This is a genomic window from Roseovarius sp. BRH_c41, from assembly GCF_000961715.1.
Taxonomy (GTDB): Bacteria; Pseudomonadota; Alphaproteobacteria; order Rhodobacterales; family Rhodobacteraceae; genus Roseovarius.
In genome coordinates this window covers 36,972-53,766 of the sequence record NZ_LADY01000020.1, presented here as the reverse complement: position 1 = coordinate 53,766, position 16,795 = coordinate 36,972, and the positions used below count along the sequence as shown (strand labels likewise).

Annotated in this window: 14 protein-coding genes; 13 read left to right on the top strand and 1 reads right to left on the bottom strand. The window is 60.2% G+C overall.

Annotated elements, in window-relative coordinates; translation table 11 throughout:
• Window positions 1–48 precede the first annotated feature (48 nt).
• From VR71_RS05805 to rarD, 4 genes are all read left to right on the top strand, one after another.
• Window positions 49–3,060, top strand: a complete 3,012-nt coding sequence (locus VR71_RS05805) for a sarcosine oxidase subunit alpha family protein (protein ID WP_045682021.1) — start codon at window positions 49–51, stop codon at window positions 3,058–3,060.
• Window positions 3,053–3,622, top strand: coding sequence for a sarcosine oxidase subunit gamma (locus VR71_RS05800; protein WP_045682019.1), 570 nt, complete (start codon window positions 3,053–3,055; stop codon window positions 3,620–3,622). Before VR71_RS05805 ends, VR71_RS05800 begins: the two co-directional genes overlap by 8 nt.
• Before the next feature lie 107 nt (window positions 3,623–3,729).
• Window positions 3,730–4,329 (top strand): superoxide dismutase, encoded by a 600-nt coding sequence (locus VR71_RS05795; RefSeq protein ID WP_009819567.1) that lies wholly within the window; start codon window positions 3,730–3,732, stop codon window positions 4,327–4,329.
• A 192-nt stretch (window positions 4,330–4,521) separates the two neighbouring features.
• The gene (rarD, locus tag VR71_RS05790; RefSeq protein WP_045682017.1) at window positions 4,522–5,418 is read left to right on the top strand and encodes an EamA family transporter RarD; all 897 of its coding nucleotides are present in this window, start codon (window positions 4,522–4,524) and stop codon (window positions 5,416–5,418) included.
• On the opposite strand, the gene VR71_RS05785 is transcribed toward rarD, so the two are convergent.
• On the bottom strand, window positions 5,379–5,930 hold the full coding sequence (locus VR71_RS05785) for a TIGR00730 family Rossman fold protein (RefSeq protein WP_040651788.1): 552 nt from the start codon (window positions 5,928–5,930) through the stop codon (window positions 5,379–5,381). The genes rarD and VR71_RS05785 overlap by 40 nt on opposite strands.
• Before the next feature lie 102 nt (window positions 5,931–6,032).
• On the opposite strand from VR71_RS05785, the gene VR71_RS05780 reads away from it, so the two are divergent.
• From VR71_RS05780 to VR71_RS05740, 9 genes are all read left to right on the top strand, one after another.
• Window positions 6,033–7,136 carry a LysM peptidoglycan-binding domain-containing protein gene (locus VR71_RS05780; protein ID WP_296429945.1) on the top strand — a complete coding sequence of 368 codons (1,104 nt, stop codon included), beginning with the start codon at window positions 6,033–6,035 and terminating at the stop codon, window positions 7,134–7,136.
• A gap of 64 nt (window positions 7,137–7,200) precedes the next feature.
• Window positions 7,201–9,021 carry an ABC transporter ATP-binding protein/permease gene (locus VR71_RS05775; RefSeq protein ID WP_009819571.1) on the top strand — a complete coding sequence of 607 codons (1,821 nt, stop codon included), beginning with the start codon at window positions 7,201–7,203 and terminating at the stop codon, window positions 9,019–9,021.
• Between the two features lie 170 nt (window positions 9,022–9,191).
• A complete protein-coding gene (locus VR71_RS05770) occupies window positions 9,192–9,776 on the top strand; it encodes an HNH endonuclease (RefSeq protein WP_040650796.1) in 585 nt (194 codons plus the stop codon).
• Between the two features lie 119 nt (window positions 9,777–9,895).
• Entirely contained in the window at window positions 9,896–10,783 is an 888-nt protein-coding gene (locus VR71_RS05765) for a LysR family transcriptional regulator (RefSeq protein WP_009819573.1), read from the top strand.
• Between the two features lie 90 nt (window positions 10,784–10,873).
• Window positions 10,874–11,338 carry a formate dehydrogenase subunit gamma gene (locus tag VR71_RS05760; RefSeq protein ID WP_009819574.1) on the top strand — a complete coding sequence of 155 codons (465 nt, stop codon included), beginning with the start codon at window positions 10,874–10,876 and terminating at the stop codon, window positions 11,336–11,338.
• The gene (locus VR71_RS05755) at window positions 11,335–12,843 is read left to right on the top strand and encodes an NADH-quinone oxidoreductase subunit NuoF (protein ID WP_045682009.1); all 1,509 of its coding nucleotides are present in this window, start codon (window positions 11,335–11,337) and stop codon (window positions 12,841–12,843) included. The genes VR71_RS05760 and VR71_RS05755 overlap by 4 nt, the downstream gene beginning before the upstream one ends.
• Window positions 12,840–15,734: a formate dehydrogenase subunit alpha gene (gene fdhF / locus VR71_RS05750; RefSeq protein ID WP_045682007.1), complete on the top strand. Its 2,895-nt coding sequence runs from the start codon at window positions 12,840–12,842 to the stop codon at window positions 15,732–15,734. The genes VR71_RS05755 and fdhF overlap by 4 nt, the downstream gene beginning before the upstream one ends.
• Complete coding sequence (gene fdhD / locus VR71_RS05745; RefSeq protein ID WP_296429942.1) at window positions 15,734–16,561, top strand: formate dehydrogenase accessory sulfurtransferase FdhD; 828 nt, start codon at window positions 15,734–15,736, stop codon at window positions 16,559–16,561. Before fdhF ends, fdhD begins: the two co-directional genes overlap by 1 nt.
• Window positions 16,551–16,775 carry a formate dehydrogenase subunit delta gene (locus tag VR71_RS05740; RefSeq protein WP_009819578.1) on the top strand — a complete coding sequence of 75 codons (225 nt, stop codon included), beginning with the start codon at window positions 16,551–16,553 and terminating at the stop codon, window positions 16,773–16,775. Before fdhD ends, VR71_RS05740 begins: the two co-directional genes overlap by 11 nt.
• Window positions 16,776–16,795 lie beyond the last annotated feature (20 nt).

The window sequence follows — 16,795 nt, the reverse complement described above, 5'->3', positions numbered from 1 at the left end:
AAAAATACTCACAACACCACGCCCGCACCGGGCACGAGGGTTTAAGACATGAGCACGCGTCTGGCCAAGGGTGGCCGCCTCCTCGACAAGGGCCGCGCCCTTCACTTCACCTTCAACGGCAAGCGCCTCAAGGGCCATGCCGGCGACACGCTCGCCTCCGCGCTTCTGGCCAATGACCAGATGCTGGTCGGGCGCTCGTTCAAATACCACCGCCCGCGCGGTATCGTGGCCTCTGGCGCGGAAGAGCCGAACGCGCTCGTCCATCTGGGCGAGGGGCCGCGCATGGAACCCAACCAGCGCGTCACCACGACCGAGCTGTTCGACGGTCTGACCTGCACCTCCCAGAACCACTGGCCGAACCTCGATTTCGACATTGGCGCGGTCAACACCCATCTCGCGCGCTTCCTGCCTGCGGGCTTCTATTACAAGATGTTCATCCACCCGCGCCCCTTTTGGAAACACATCTACGAGCCGTTCATCCGCCAATCAGCGGGCTTGGGCCGCGCCAGCAACCCCGGCGACCCCGACCGCTACGAGCATTTCTATTTCTTCTGCGACGTGGCCGTGATCGGCGGCGGCGTGGCGGGTCTGCAAGCGGCGCTTGCTGCGGCAGAGGCCGGGGCAAAGGTGCTCTTGATGGAGCAAACCGCCCATTGGGGCGGCCGCGCGCCTGTAGACGGCGGCGAGATTGACGGCCAACCCGCCGAGGATTGGATCACCGCCACCCTCGCCAAACTCCGCGACATGCCCAATGTCACCCTGCGTTTGCGCTCTATGGGGGCAGGGGTCTATGACCACGGCTATCTCTTGGGTTACGAGCGGGTGAGCGATCACACCCCCGGCACCAATGCGCCGCGCCACCGTCTCTGGCGTATCCGCGCGGGGCAAATCATCACCGCCACCGGTGCCATTGAGCGCCCGCTCAGCTTCGCAGGCAATGACATTCCCGGCGTCATGCTGGCCTCTGCCATCCGCGACTATGCGGTCAATTATGGTGTCTCCATCGGCGACCGCACCGTCGTTGTCACCAATAACGATGACGCCTACCGCACTGCCATCACGCTCAAGAAATTCGGCCTCGAAATCCCCGCCATCCTCGACGCCCGCCAGCAGGGCGGCGGCGCTCTGGCGGCAGAGGCCCGCGCGCTTGGCATCCGGGTTGAGAATGGCAAGGGCATCGCAAAGGTCAAAGGTGGCAAGCGCGTCACCGGCGTGGCCATCTGCGCCCAAGCCGGCGAAGGCGCTGTGCTGGAAGAGATCAAATGCGATGCGGTCGCCATGTCCGGCGGCTGGTCGCCGGTGGTTCACCTCTGGTCCCATTGCGGCGGCAAACTCCTCTGGGACAACGCACAGGCGCATTTCCGCCCCGACCCCGCCAATCCCCCGCGCGGCGCGAAAGGAGAGGCGTTTGTGGTCGTCGCGGGATCGGCCAATGGCTATCTCGATCTGGCGGCCACGCTCACAGACGCCGACACCGCAGGTAAAACGGCGGCCAAGGCTATGGGCCACACGCCCAAATCGACCAAGGCCCCCACAGCCAGTGCCACCGACGAGGCGGCGCTTGAGGCGGTCTGGCTCATGCCGCAAGGCGCGAATATCAAGCTGCGGATGAAATCCTGGCTCGATTACCAGAACGATGTAAAGGTCTCCGACGTCCAGTTGGCCGCCCGCGAAGGCTACGAGAGCGTCGAACACGCCAAGCGTTACACCACGCTCGGCATGGCCACAGATCAGGGCAAGCTCAGCAATATCAATGGCTTGGCGATTCTCTCGGATGCCCTTGGCCAACCGATCCCGCAGACCGGCACCACCACCTTCCGCCCGCCCTATACGCCGATTTCCCTATCGGCCATCGCCGGGTCAGCGCGGGACGAGATTTTCCAGCCGATCCGCAAAACCCCGATCCACGGCTGGCACGAGGCCAATGGCGCTCATTTCGAACCCGTCGGCCAATGGCGCCGCCCCTATTGCTTCCCCAAGGGCGAGGAAACCCACCGCGACGCCGTGACCCGCGAGATCAACCAGACGCGGTCCCGCCTAAGCCTGCTTGATGCCTCAACGCTCGGCAAGATCATCGTCAAGGGGCCGGACGCGGGCAAATTCCTCGACATGCTCTACACCAATGTCATGAGCAGCCTGAAACCCGGCAAATGCCGCTATGGCCTCATGTGCAACGAAAACGGCTTCCTCATGGATGACGGCGTCGTGGCGCGTATCGACGAGGATACGTTCCTCTGCCACACGACCACCGGCGGCGCGGAATCGATCCACGGGCATATGGAGGATTGGCTGCAATGCGAGTGGTGGGACTGGAAGGTCTATACCGCCAACGTGACCGAGCAATATGCGCAAATCGCCGTTGTCGGCCCCAAAGCCCGCGAGACCCTCGCGAAACTGACCACCGATGACCTCAGCAATGACGCGCTGCCTTTCATGGGCTGGGCCGATCTCACACTGGCCGATATGCCGGTGCGCGCCTATCGCATCTCCTTCTCGGGCGAGTTGAGCTATGAAATCGCCGTCCCCGCCAGCCATGGTCGCGCCCTCTGGGATGCGCTGTTGGACGCCGGGGCAGAGCATGGCGTGACGCCCTACGGCACCGAAGGCCTGCACGTCATGCGCGCCGAAAAGGGCTTCATCATGATCGGTGATGAAACCGACGGCACGGTGATCCCCCAAGACCTCAACATGGGCTGGGCGATTTCCAAGAAAAAAGATGACTACCTTGGCAAACGCGCGCAGGAACGCTCGCATATGGCCGATCCCAACCGCTGGAAACTCGTGGGTCTGGAAACGCTCGATGGCTCGGTCCTGCCCGATGGCGCCTATGCCACCGCGCCCGGCCACAATGCCAACGGCCAGCGCAAGACCCAAGGCCGCGTGACCTCGACCTATTACTCGCCCACCCTCGGACGCGGGATTGCCATGGGTCTGGTTCACAACGGCCCTGATCGAATGGGCGATGTGCTCGATTTCCCAAAGGTCGATGGCGGCATCATAAAGGCCAAGATCGTCGATCCGATTTTCTTCGACAAGGACGGGGAGAAACAGAATGTCTAACGCCGTGACCGCCCTCAACGGGGCCAACTATCAAGGCTTTGCCACCATCGCGGATCAGGGTCTGACCGGCATGATCACCATGCGCGGTGATCTCGCCAGCGCAGGGGTCAAGGCGGCGGTCAAATCCGCCACCGGCCTTGACGTGCCCGCTCAGCGTCAGGCGCTGATGGGGCAGGGCACCGCCGCCCTCTGGATGTCGCCCGACGAACTCCTGCTCCTGTGCCCCTATGCCGAAGTGGGCGCGCGGCTTGCCGCCGTCGAAAAGGCGCTCAAGGGTCAGCATTTTCTCGCCGTCAATGTTTCGGACGCCCGCACCTTTCTGCGTATCTCCGGCAAGGGCACGCGCGAGGTTCTGGCCAAGGTCTGCCCGGTCGATCTCTCGCCCGAGGTATTCATCCCCGGCATGTTCCGCCGCACCCGCATGGCGCAGGTTCCTGCCGCCTTCTGGCTCGACGAGACCGGCACCTTCCACCTCATCTGCTTCCGGTCGGTTGCAGACTATGCCTTTGAGCTCCTCAAGGCCTCTGCCCAGCCCGGTGGCGAGGTCGGTCTTTACGCCTGATCCGCCAATCCTGACTGAAAAACTCTGACCGCGGGGTTGACCTTTGCGCAATCCGGCCACCATGTAGGGGGCATCCGATATGACTGCAAACGAACAAGGGGGCCCAAATGGCTTTTGAACTTCCCGACCTTCCCTATGCCCATGACGCGCTCGCCGCGCATGGCATGTCCGCCGAAACGCTCGAATATCACCACGACCTCCACCACAAGGCCTATGTCGACAACGGCAACAAGCTGATTGCCGGCACCGAATGGGATGGCAAGTCGCTGGAAGAGATCATCACCGGAACCTACGACAAATCCGCTGTGGCGCAATCGGGCATCTTCAACAACATCAGCCAGCTCTGGAACCACAACCAGTTCTGGGAAATGATGAGCCCGACCAAGACCGGCATGCCCGGAGCCTTGGAAAAGGCGATCACCGAGAGCTTTGGTTCGGTCGACAAATTCAAAGAGGCGTTCTCCGCCGCTGGCGCCGGTCAGTTCGGTTCTGGTTGGGCCTGGCTCGTCAAGGACAAGGACGGCAGCCTCAAGGTCACCAAGACCGAGAATGGCGTCAACCCGCTCTGCTTTGGCCAGACAGCGCTTCTGGGCTGCGACGTGTGGGAGCACTCCTACTACATCGACTTCCGGAACAAGCGCCCGGCCTATCTGACCAACTTCCTCGACAATCTGGTCAACTGGGAAAACGTCGCCTCGCGGATGTGATCCAAGCGGAGCGTGTCAGGTTTTCAGCCCCGTCGGCAGCCGCCGATGGGGCTTTTTCATGGCCTATCCGCAGTCGGCTGAACCTGTGTACGAAAACCGCGTACATTCCGTACATGCTGTACATTTTCACCTTGCCCCTCCGCGCCGCATGCGGCAGCACTCCGGGGACGGTTTTCAGGAGGCATCAGGCACATGCGCGACGCGACCAAAGGCATCCTTGCGATGGTCGCCACCTGCACGGTCTGGGGACTCTCAGGCATCTATTACAAGCTGCTCGATCACATTCCCCCCATCGAAATTCTGGCCCACCGAACCCTTTGGTCATGCATCTTTTTCTCGCTCGTCCTTTTGATACAAGGGAGAATTTCCGTTCTCGGCCAAGCACTTGGCGCGCGGCGCTCGGTGTTCCTGATCGGTTTTGCGGCGCTGATGATCTCGACCAACTGGTTCGTGTTCATCACCTCTATCCAGATCGGTAAGGCGGTTGAAGCGTCGCTTGGCTATTACATTTTCCCCCTGGTGGCGGTGCTCTTGGGTGCCATCGCCTTTCGCGAACGCCTTGGAAAGGCTCAACTTTTTGCCGTAGCCTTGGCCGCGACGGCGGTCATCACCCTCACCATCGGCTTGGGTGTCCCGCCTTGGATCGCCCTTGTTCTGGCTTCCAGCTTTGGTCTCTACGGTCTTGTAAAAAAAGGACTTTCCATCGGACCCGTGGTCTCGGTCACAGCCGAAGTCATGCTCTTGTCGCCCATCGCCTTGGGGGTTTTGTGGTGGTTTCACTCAGACGGGCACGGTGCCTTTGGCACCAATTGGCACGACAGCCTGCTCCTCGCCTTCTCCGGTATCCTGACCGCCACACCGCTGATCATGTTCAGTTACGCGACAAAACGCATCACACTGGCCACCGTGGGACTGGTGCAATACCTGAACCCCAGCCTGCAATTCCTTGTTGCAACAGTATTATTTCGTGAAGTCTTCAGCTTCTGGCATGCCATCGCCTTTGGCATGATCTGGACCGCCTTGGCGATTTACACCACCGCGAGCCTGCGTCAGGACAGGGCGGCTCGCAGGGCGATCCTCAAATCCTGAACCGTATCAATGGCTTGCACAAAGGATTTCACGTTGTCCTCGGCAAACCCTTGGGTCACGACATGCTCCAGAAGTTGCGTGAGAGGTGTCCAGTAATCTTCTGTATTCAAAAGAAAAATAGGTTTCTGATGCAGCCCAAGCTGCCGCCATGTCAGCACTTCGAAAAACTCATCCAGCGATCCCGCGCCACCGGGTAGAACCACGATGGCGTCCGAGTTCATATACATCACCTTCTTGCGTTCATGCATGGTCTCGGTCACAACATATTGTGTCAGGTCCCGTTTGCCCACTTCCCAAGCCACCAGATGTGCAGGAATGACGCCAAAGGTTTCCCCGCCCGCCGCCTGCGCCGCCCGCGCCGTGGCCCCCATCAAGCCTACATCCCCCGCACCATAAACCAGCCGCCAGCCGTTTTCGGCCAACATCTGGCCTGTGCCGGATGCATCCTCCATATATCTTGGGTTATTCCCGGCACGTGCGCCGCAAAAGACACAGACGGAACGCGCTGACATGAAATCACTCCGGGCTGATGCAGGGTTGTTTTGACCCGTGATAGCCTTGTTGCTATTCTTGAGCAACCTGACATAATGTCGGGGCATGGGGATGTAAGAAAGATGAGCAATTTCGGCGGTTTAGGTTCTGGATCGGCGATGGGTCTTGGCGGGCTGACCGTTCTAGGCGCGCTGATTGCGGCACTTTATTTCCGCGCACAGCCAGACCCTGGGCCCTTACCGATCCCCAGCGTTGAAACCGCGCAAGCCCCGATCGCGACCGCGCCCGACTCCCTTGCAACCCCACCGATGCCCGCGCCACCGGCGATCGACACTTTTCGTCTGGAACCCAACGGTCAGATGATCATCGCCGGTCAGGCAGAGCCGGGATGGAATGTCTCGATTATGCTGGACGACGTGAACATGGGCTTTGTACTCTCTGATAATGCAGGGAAATTCGTCCAGTTCCTCGATCTCCCCGCAAGCTCCTCGCCGCGTGTTCTGTCACTGAAGATGCGCTCTGACCCTTCTGGCCAGGAAATCGCCTCGCAAGACGAGATCATCATCGCGCCCACTCCCGAGGTTGCGCCGGACATCTCTGCCAACCCCTCCGTCGCGCCAATGCCCGAGCCGCAACCTGTCGCTGCCGACGCAACATCCTCCGCGCAACTGAGCGAGACCGACAGCCCGCAAACCGTTCTCCTGACCGACGAAACCGGCGTGCGGGTCTTGCAGACACCATCCTCGAATGCGTCCCCCGATGTAATGGCGAACGTTGCTCTGGACGCGATCACCTATTCGTCCGATGGCGAGGTCGAGCTGTCTGGGCGTGCCCAAGGTACTGGATTTGTTCGAATTTACCTCGACAATGATCCCGTCACCACGTCGCAGGTCACGCCCGATGGCGAATGGACCACGGCGTTGCCAGAGGTTGATACGGGCGTCTACACCCTGCGTGTCGACGAGGTCGACGCTGAGGGAGCTGTCACGTCGAGAGTTGAAACCCCATTCAAGCGCGAGGATCAACGCGTCTTGGCCGAGGCTCAAACCGCAGATATCAGTTCCATCCGCGCGGTCACGGTGCAACCCGGCTCTACCCTCTGGGCAATTTCGCGAGAGACTTATGGTGAGGGTCTGCTCTATGTCCGGGTCTATGAGGCCAACCGCGACCGCATTCGCGATCCGGACCTGATCTATCCGGGGCAGGTCTTTACACTGCCACGCTAGAGCAGACTGGCAATCCTTGTGGCTCAGAGCTATCTCTGAGACAAGTGATTGAAAAGGCTAGCTCATGCGTCACGCCAGCATTACCACCTCAGACACGCCCGCCAATGGCTGGCGCACGGTCAGGCGCGTCGCCCCCTATCTCTGGCCCGCAGATCAGCCTTGGGTTAAACGCCGCGTTGTTTTTGCGCTGATCGCCCTTTTGGTCGCGAAACTGATTGGTGTCGGCACACCATTTTTCTACAAAGCAGCGGTCGATATGCTGGCGGGCGAGGGACAATCCGCAGCTTGGATGCTGGGTGCAGGTGCCGTTGGTCTAACCGTTGCCTATGGCATGGCGCGGCTGATGACAGTTGGTTTTCAACAACTCCGTGACGTGATTTTCGCGCGCGTTGCACAGCGTGCCCTGCGCGCGCTTGCACTGCAAACTTTTCAACATATTCACGCGATGTCAATGCGTTACCACATCACCCGCAAGACCGGTGGTCTCAGCCGGATTATTGAGCGCGGGGTCAAGGGGGTGGAGTTTCTGCTGCGGTTTCTCCTGTTTTCGATTGGTCCATTGGCGTTGGAACTGTTGCTGATCGGCGTGGTTCTCGCGGTCGTTTTTGACATCTGGTATCTGGTCGTGGTCGTGGCAGTGATCGGAACCTATATCGCCTTTACCTTCAAGGTAACCGAGTGGCGGGTGCGTCTGCGCAAAGAGATGAACGATCAGGATACCGACGCCAATCAAAAGGCGATCGACAGTCTGCTCAATTTTGAAACGGTCAAGTATTTCGGAGCAGAGGGGCGCGAGGCGAGCCGATATGATGCAGCCATGGCCGGGTATGAGCAGGCTGCGCTCCAGACCTCCTATTCACTGGCCTTCCTCAACTTTGGTCAATCCCTGATCATCACGGGCGGGTTGGTCATCGTGATGGTGATGGCGGCAATCGGCGTGCAATCCGGACAGATGACCGTTGGCGATTTCGTCATGGTCAATGCCTATATGGTGCAAATCACGATGCCACTCAACTTCTTGGGGACGGTCTATCGTGAAATACGTCAGGCTCTGGTTGATATGGCTGAAATGTTCGATTTGTTAGAGCAGAATCCAGATGTAAAGGATAAGTCTGACGCAGATGTTCTAAAAGTGAAGGTGGCGTCTGTTCGATTGGAAGGCATTGATTTTGGATATGACGCAAATCGGCCCATTCTCAGAGGTGTGACGCTTGATGTGCCAGCCGGGCAGACGGTCGCAGTTGTGGGTCCTTCGGGCTCGGGCAAGTCGACGATTGGGCGCTTGCTCTTTCGCTTCTACGATGTTCAGGCGGGGCGTGTGCTGATCGACGGTCGAGATGTGCGTGACGTGACCCAAGAAAGCCTGCATGCGGCGATAGGCGTTGTTCCGCAAGATACGGTGCTTTTCAACGATACAATCGGCTATAATATTGGCTACGGGCGCGCCGGTGCCACGCAGTCAGAGATAGAGGACGCAGCGCGCGCGGCTCAAATCCATGATTTCATTGCCAGTTTACCTGAAGGCTATGCCACGCAGGTGGGCGAGAGAGGCCTGAAACTTTCGGGCGGCGAAAAGCAGCGCGTCGGTATTGCGCGCACTTTGCTCAAGAATCCACCGATCCTGCTCCTGGACGAGGCGACCAGTGCACTCGACACCCAAACAGAGCGGGATATCCAGGGCGCCTTGGCGCTTGCGGCAGAGGGGCGCACGGTCATCATGATTGCGCACAGATTGTCCACTGTGGCCAACGCAGATAAAATTGTCGTTTTGGATCAAGGTGTTGTGGTTGAGCAGGGAACACATTCCGATCTTCTGGCGCGGCAGGGACGGTACGCGGCACTCTGGCAACGGCAAGCGCGTGAAGAGGAAGAAGAGGCAGCGTGACCAGGTTGTCATGGGACAGTTACTTTGTCCCTTTAGAAATCCGTTCATCGAGCGCTACATATCGGACTTGTCAGGTTGCAATCGCGATATATAGTGGATTCAGGACGGGGTCAGGTGCCCGCTCTGGCACCTAGACCCCTAACGACCGGGGTGAGAGGATAGTCAGTCAGATGGACGGCGATTTCAGGACAGAATTTGTAAGAGAACCCGCAGCGTTGCGGCATTACCCGGCGCTTGTGTTGAATGCCGATTACCGCCCGCTGTCATATTATCCACTGTCGCTCTGGACATGGCAGGAAGCAATCAAAGCAGCATGGTCTGACCGGGTTGATATTGTAGCAGAATACGACCAGTGGGTCAGAAGCCCGAGCACAACCATACGCATCCCTTCCGTCATCGTCCTCAAAGATTACGTGAAACCCCAAAAGCGCGTGGCCTTCACGCGCTTTAATTTATTCTTGCGGGACGAATTCATGTGTCAGTATTGCGGTGGCAGGGGGGATCTGACGTTTGATCATGTTGTGCCGCGCGCCTCGGGTGGGGTCACAAGCTGGGAGAATGTTGTCGCGGCCTGTAGTCCCTGCAATTTGCGCAAAGGGTCGAAAAGCCTACGCCAATCCGGTCTGAGCCTGCGCAAACCACCCCGTATGCCGGAAGCGGAGCAGTTGCGTAATCAAGGGCGGAAATTTCCTCCGAACCATCTGCATGACAGCTGGCTCGATTTTCTATATTGGGATGCTGAGCTGGAGGCCTGAAGGCCGATTGCCCCAAATCGGTCGCCGCAGAGGTATCTAGCTTGAAAATCCGGGGTTGATTTACCGGCATGATTTCTATTTGTTATCAGATCTCCGATACCTAATAGGACTGGTCTATCATGCTGGATAAGCTGGAGATGTTCATTGCTGTCGCGAAAGAGGGCCATTTTGGCCGTGCGGCGGTCAGCATCGGGATCACACAACCGTCGCTCTCGGCGGGGATCAAGCAGCTTGAGGAACAGTTGGGTGTGCAGCTCATTTTTCGCGGCTCACGCTACGGCGGCCTCACTCCAGAGGGGCAGGCGACGCTGGTTTGGGCACGGCGAATCGTCGGCGACGCCCGGCAATTGCGTGAAGAAATGCGCGCCAAACGACATGGCTTGTCTGGTCAACTGCGTATCGCGGCAATCCCGACGGCGCTGACATGGGCGGCGCGGCTCTGTCATAGGTTCAACGCCAAACACCCCAAGGTACGCTTTACCATTCTGTCGCGCACCTCGGTCGAGATCCTGAGCATGCTGGACAATCTCGATATCGACGCCGGTATTTCCTATCTGGACAACGAGCCGATGGGCCGGGTCAGCACAGAGCCACTTTATGAGGAACGCTATATGCTGGTTTGCGCGGAGAATGCGCGCTTTGCCACGCGCGACGCTGTCTGCTGGGAAGAACTGGCGGGCGAACAACTTTGCCTGCTGACCCCAGATATGCAGAACCGCAGGATCATCAACCGCAACTTTGCTGCCGTCGATGTGACGCCAGAAGCCTGGATTGAATCGAACTCTACCGTGGTCCTGATGGCGACCGTAGAAACCGGCGGATGGATGACGGTACTCCCCGAAGATGCCGCCCGGTTTCACGCCCATGGCAAACCTTTGAAACTCATCCCACTCTCAGGTCCCGAACCTGCCCATTCTGTCGGTTTGGTCGCCCCATACCGCGAACCGCACACACCGGTATTGGAAAGCCTCCTGCGCGAGGCGCGTCGATTAGGGGTCAATGCTTGATAGAATTTGCCTATTGATTGACCGTATATTGATATTGATTGTTCATGGCTTGAGCTGATTGACTGATCGCGCAACTGCGAGAGGCAAGCCATGACAACACCCGCCCCGGATGATATTCAAGCTATCCTGACAGAGCATCTGCATCTTGAAGGGCCACTCCTGCCAATCCTGCACGCCATGCAAGACGCCTTCGGTCACATCCCCGAGGCAGCGCATCGACCCATTGCCGAAGCGCTCAACATAAGCCGAGCAGAGCTGCATGGCGTCATCAGCTTTTACCACGATTTCCGTGCCAATCCTGCCGGACGGCATGTTCTGAAGATCTGTCGGGCCGAGGCATGTCAGGCTGTCGGAGGCACGGCGCTTGCCGATGCGACACTGACCAAGCTGGGCCTTGATTGGCATGGCACCACCGCGAATGGCGCGGTCACGGTCGAGCCGGTGTATTGCCTTGGCCTGTGCGCCTGCGCGCCTGCGGCGATGCTGGATGACCGCGTGGTGGGCCGGGTGGATGCCGCCCGGATGGATACCCTCTTGGCGGAGGCGGGCGCATGAAGATTTACGTCCCCATGGACAGCGCCGCCAAGGCGCTTGGCGCTGAAGAGGTGGTCGCCGCCATTCTCGCCGTTGCACCGGAGGCACATATCATCCGCACCGGTACGCGCGGCATGATCTGGCTGGAACCGCTGGTCGAGGTCGAGATCAACGGGATACGTCACGGTTACGGTCCGGCGACAGTGGGCGATGTTGCGGGCATTCTCGATGGCAGCAGCGCCAAGGCGCTAGGCCCAGTTGAGTATCTGGACTGGATGAAGCGGCAGACGCGCCTCACCTTCGCCCGCGTCGGCGTCGTTGACCCTCTTAACATCGCGGATTACGAGGCGCATGGTGGGCTTGTGGGCCTGCGTCGCGCCATTGAAATGGACGGCGCCGGGATCGTTGCAGAAGTTACCCAATCGGGCCTTCGCGGGCGTGGAGGCGCAGGATTCCCGACCGGCATCAAATGGAAGACCGTGTTCGAGGCGCAGGCGCCGCAGAAATACATCGTCTGCAATGCCGATGAGGGCGACAGCGGCACCTTCGCCGACCGGATGATCATGGAGGGAGACCCCTTTACCCTGATTGAGGGAATGACGATTGCGGGCCTCGGTGTCGGCGCGACACGCGGGTATGTTTATCTGCGCTCGGAATACCCCGATGCAATCCGTGTGATGCGCCGCGCAGTCGAAATCGCGCGCGCGGCAGGTGTATTGGGCGCGGATGTGCTGAGCTCTGGCCGGGCGTTTGACATGGAAATCCGTGTGGGCGCCGGCGCCTATGTCTGCGGCGAGGAAACCTCGCTTCTGAATTCGCTCGAAGGCAAGCGCGGCGTCGTCCGTGCCAAACCACCCCTTCCGGCGCTCGAAGGATTTCTTGGGCGACCCACGGTGGTGAACAACGTGATCAGCCTCGCCACGGTGCCGGTGATTTTTGAGAAAGGCGCGCAACACTATGCCGATTTCGGTCTTGGGCGCTCGCGCGGCACCGTGACCCTTCAGATTGCAGGTAACGTGGCGCGGGGAGGTTTGTTTGAGACCGCCTTTGGCATCACCTTGGACGAGGTGGTGAATGATCTGGGCGGCGGCACGGCCTCTGGTCGCCCGGTCAAGGCGGTGCAGGTGGGCGGACCCCTCGGGTCCTATATCCCCGTCGATAATTTCGACGCCGCTCTCGGTTATGAGGAACTCGACGCCAGGGGCGGGCTGCTTGGGCATGCCGGTCTCGTGGTGTTTGATGACGCTGCGGACATGCTGCAAATGGCCCGCTTCGCGATGGAATTCTGCGCTGTGGAAAGCTGTGGCAAATGCACGCCCTGCCGGATTGGTGCGGTTCGAGGTGTTGAGACCATCGACCGGATCGCTGCCGGTGACGGTTCGGCCATCCCGCTTTTGACGGACCTCTGCGAGACCATGAAAGATGGCTCGCTCTGTGCACTTGGGGGGTTCACTCCCTTGCCGGTGATGTCTGCCCTCACGCATTTCCCAAATGATTTCGCCACCCAAAAGGAGGCCGCCGAATGAAAGATTTCATCATTCCCAACGACCGCGACATGGGCACGCCCGCCAAGCAGGGCGCACCGGTGACTTTGGAAATCGACGGCATGGCCGTCACCGTGCCCGAAGGCACGTCCGTGCTGCGCGCGGCGGCCGAGGCTGGCATCCAGATCCCCAAGCTCTGCGCCTCTGACAACCTCGAGGCCTTCGGCTCCTGCCGCCTCTGCGTCGTGGAAATCGAGGGGCGGCGCGGCACGCCTGCCTCCTGCACCACGCCTGTAACCCCCGGCATGGTGGTCCATACCGGCTCAAGCAAAGTGCGCAAGATCCGCAAAGGGGTGATGGAGCTTTACATCTCCGATCATCCGCTTGATTGCCTGACCTGTTCGGCCAACGGCGATTGCGAATTGCAGGATATGGCCGGCGCGGTCGGTCTGCGCGACGTGCGCTATGAAGCCCCGGAAAATGGCGGCATGGTCAACCATTTCGAAGCCCGCAACACGAGCGGCGAAACGAACCCGGAATGGCTGCCCAAGGACGACAGCAACCCCTATTTCAGCTATGATCCCAGCAAATGCATCGTCTGCAACCGCTGCGTTCGCGCCTGCGAAGAGGTGCAGGGCACCTTTGCACTGACCATTAAGGGCCGTGGCTTTGACAGCCGGGTGTCGGCGGGCAATGCGGGTGACGACTTCCTCGCCTCCGATTGCGTGAGCTGCGGTGCCTGCGTGCAGGCCTGCCCGACCGCGACGCTTCAGGAGAAATCCATCATCGAGTTGGGCACGCCCGACCGCTCGGTCATCACCACCTGCGCCTATTGCGGCGTCGGCTGCTCCTTCAAGGCCGAGATGAATGGCGACACGTTGGTGCGCATGACCCCCTACAAGCACGGCAAGGCCAATCGCGGGCATTCCTGCGTCAAGGGCCGTTTTGCCTATGGCTATGCCCATCACCAGGACCGCATCCTCAAGCCGATGATCCGCGATCAGATCACCGATCCCTGGCGCGAGGTCGAGTGGGACGAGGCGCTGAGTTTCGCCGCCACCCGGATGCGCGGACTTCAGGAGAAATATGGCAAGAAATCTATCGGCGTGATTACCTCAAGCCGCTGCACCAACGAAGAAACCTATCTGGTGCAGAAACTGGCGCGCGCAGTCTTTTGCAACAACAACACCGATACCTGCGCGCGCGTTTGTCATTCGCCCACCGGCTATGGTTTGGGTCAGACCTTTGGCACCTCTGCGGGCACGCAGGATTTCGATTCCGTTGAGCACACCGATGTGGTGGTGGTGATCGGTGCGAACCCCACGGATGGACACCCGGTCTTTGCCTCGCGGCTGAAAAAGCGGCTGCGCGAAGGCGCCAAGTTGATCGTGGTCGATCCGCGGCGGATTGATCTGGTGAAATCGGCGCATGTCGCGGCGTCGCATCACCTGCCGCTACGCCCCGGCACCAATGTCGCCGTGGTCAGCGCCCTTGCGCATGTGATCGTGACCGAAAGGCTGATGAATGAGGACTTCATCCGCGAGCGCTGCGATTGGGACGAATTCCAGCATTACGCCGACTTCATCAGCAATCCGCGCCACTCTCCCGAAGCAACGGCTATGCTCACCGGCGTCGATCCGGCAGAACTCCGCAAAGCCGCCCGCCTCTTTGCCACCGGCGGCAACGGGTCGATCTATTATGGCCTTGGCGTGACCGAACATTCCCAAGGCTCCACCACCGTCATGGGCATCGCCAATCTCGCCATGCTGACTGGCAACATGGGGCGGCCCGGCGTCGGCGTGAACCCGCTGCGCGGCCAAAACAACGTGCAGGGCGCCTGCGACATGGGCTCTTTCCCGCACGAACTGCCCGGCTATCGCCACGTCAAAGGCCCCGAGGTCCGCAAGGTCTTTGAAGAGGCATGGGGCGTTCAGATCGACGCGGAACCCGGCCTGCGCATCCCCAACATGCTCGATGCGGCGGTGGATGGCACCTTCAAGGGGCTCTATTGTCAGGGCGAAGACATCTTGCAATCGGACCCTGACACCAAGCATGTGGCGGCGGGTCTGGCGGCGATGGAATGCGTCATCGTGCACGACCTCTTTCTCAACGAAACTGCCAATTACGCGCACGTCTTCCTGCCCGGTTCGACCTTCCTCGAAAAGGACGGGACGTTTACCAATGCCGAACGCCGCATCAACCGCGTGCGCAAGGTGATCCCGCCCCTCAACGGCTATGCCGACTGGGAGATCACCCAGATGCTCGCCAATGCCATGGGGGCAGGCTGGCACTACAGCCACCCGGCCCGGATCATGGAAGAGATCGCGGCAACGACGCCGTCTTTCGCCGGTGTGGATTACGCGCTGCTGGAGGAAAAAGGCAGCGTGCAATGGCCCTGCAACGAGGCGCATCCCGAGGGCACGCCCCTCATGCATGTCGACGGGTTCATGCGCGGCAAGGGGCGGTTCATTGTCACCGAATACGTGGCAACGGATGAAAAAACCGGCCCGCGCTTCCCGCTTCTGCTGACCACGGGGCGCATTCTCAGCCAGTATAACGTTGGCGCACAGACGCGGCGCACCGACAATGTCATCTGGCATGAAGAGGATTTGCTGGAAATCCACCCGCATGATGCAGAGGTACGCGGGCTGAAAGAGGGCGATTGGGTGCGGCTGGCCAGCCGTGCGGGTGAAACGACGCTGCGCGCCAAGCTCACGGATCGGGTCAGCCCCGGCGTCGTCTACACCACCTTCCACCACCCGGACACTCAGGCCAATGTGATCACCACCGACTATTCCGATTGGGCGACGAATTGCCCGGAATACAAGGTGACAGCGGTGCAGATCAGCCTCTCGAACGGACCGACCGACTGGCAAGAAAATTATACCGCGCAGGCCGCCCAAGCGCGGCGCATCCTGCCCGCGGCAGAGTGATGGCGATGGGCTTTTCTCCCACCCAGAGCCGGCCGGGCCTCTCGGTGCAGATCGAGGGGGCGCGCCGCGTCACCCGCGCCCTGCCCGAAGAGGTCCCGGTAGCCTTTGTCTTTGACGGCACGACGCAGGCGGTGATGATGGCGACTCCTGACGATATCGCCGATTTCGCCCATGGCTTCGCCGTGACCGAGGGGATTGTGACCGATCCTTTGGAAATTGAGTCGTTTGAAATCGCCGCGCATGATCACGGGATTGAGGCGCGGTTCTGGCTGCGCGGCGACCGGCAAGAGGCGCTCGCGACTCGGCGACGCTTCATGGCCGGGCCAGTGGGCTGTGGACTTTGCGGTATCGACAGTCTGGAACAGGCGATCCGGCCGGTGCCCCGCGTGAGACAGCACGGTCCGATTTTCTCGCAGTATGAGGTTGCCCACGCCACCGAGGCGCTCAGCGCGCATCAACCGCTGCATGATCTCACCCGCGCCACCCACGCGGCCGGATTCATCCGTCCGGGCGAGGGGCTGGTCCTGGCGCGTGAGGATGTGGGGCGTCACAATGCGCTCGACAAACTCATCGGCGCGCTCTGGCGTGCTGGTATCGACCCGTCGGAAGGGGCTATCGTGATGACCAGCCGTCTCTCGGTCGAACTGGTGCAGAAATGCGCGATGGCAGGCTGCAGCATTCTGATTGCAGTTTCCGCGCCCACCGCCCATGCGCTACGGCTGGCGGAAACCTCGGGCCTTTCTATCGCCGCCTTTGCGCGTGGCGGCGGCTTTGATCTCTATTCCCACCCCCATCGTATCAACACCGAGGTTCCTCATGTCGCCTGAGAAGATGGTCCATATGGCCAACCAGATCGCCACATTCTTCAAAACCCAACCCGGCAGCGACCGCTCCACGCGTGTCGCCGCGCATTTGACGGATTATTGGGAGCCGCGCATGCTGGAGCAGCTACATTCCTATGTTGCGACTGGTGGAAAAGGGCTGGATGATCTGGTGATCGCAGCAGAAGCGGAGATTGCCGTGACGCGTGCCAGTGTCTGAAACAGAGCACCCTGATTGGC

Coding starts and splice junctions, on each gene's coding strand:
- fdhF (WP_045682007.1), top strand. CDS start 12,840: ATGAAAGATTTCATCATTCCCAACGACCGCGACATGGGCACGCCCGCC.
- VR71_RS05755 (WP_045682009.1), top strand. CDS start 11,335: ATGAAGATTTACGTCCCCATGGACAGCGCCGCCAAGGCGCTTGGCGCT.
- VR71_RS05770 (WP_040650796.1), top strand. CDS start 9,192: ATGGACGGCGATTTCAGGACAGAATTTGTAAGAGAACCCGCAGCGTTG.
- rarD (WP_045682017.1), top strand. CDS start 4,522: ATGCGCGACGCGACCAAAGGCATCCTTGCGATGGTCGCCACCTGCACG.
- fdhD (WP_296429942.1), top strand. CDS start 15,734: ATGGCGATGGGCTTTTCTCCCACCCAGAGCCGGCCGGGCCTCTCGGTG.
- VR71_RS05775 (WP_009819571.1), top strand. CDS start 7,201: ATGCGTCACGCCAGCATTACCACCTCAGACACGCCCGCCAATGGCTGG.
- VR71_RS05805 (WP_045682021.1), top strand. CDS start 49: ATGAGCACGCGTCTGGCCAAGGGTGGCCGCCTCCTCGACAAGGGCCGC.
- VR71_RS05785 (WP_040651788.1), bottom strand. CDS start 5,930: ATGTCAGCGCGTTCCGTCTGTGTCTTTTGCGGCGCACGTGCCGGGAAT.
- VR71_RS05740 (WP_009819578.1), top strand. CDS start 16,551: ATGTCGCCTGAGAAGATGGTCCATATGGCCAACCAGATCGCCACATTC.
- VR71_RS05765 (WP_009819573.1), top strand. CDS start 9,896: ATGCTGGATAAGCTGGAGATGTTCATTGCTGTCGCGAAAGAGGGCCAT.
- VR71_RS05780 (WP_296429945.1), top strand. CDS start 6,033: ATGAGCAATTTCGGCGGTTTAGGTTCTGGATCGGCGATGGGTCTTGGC.
- VR71_RS05800 (WP_045682019.1), top strand. CDS start 3,053: ATGTCTAACGCCGTGACCGCCCTCAACGGGGCCAACTATCAAGGCTTT.
- VR71_RS05760 (WP_009819574.1), top strand. CDS start 10,874: ATGACAACACCCGCCCCGGATGATATTCAAGCTATCCTGACAGAGCAT.
- VR71_RS05795 (WP_009819567.1), top strand. CDS start 3,730: ATGGCTTTTGAACTTCCCGACCTTCCCTATGCCCATGACGCGCTCGCC.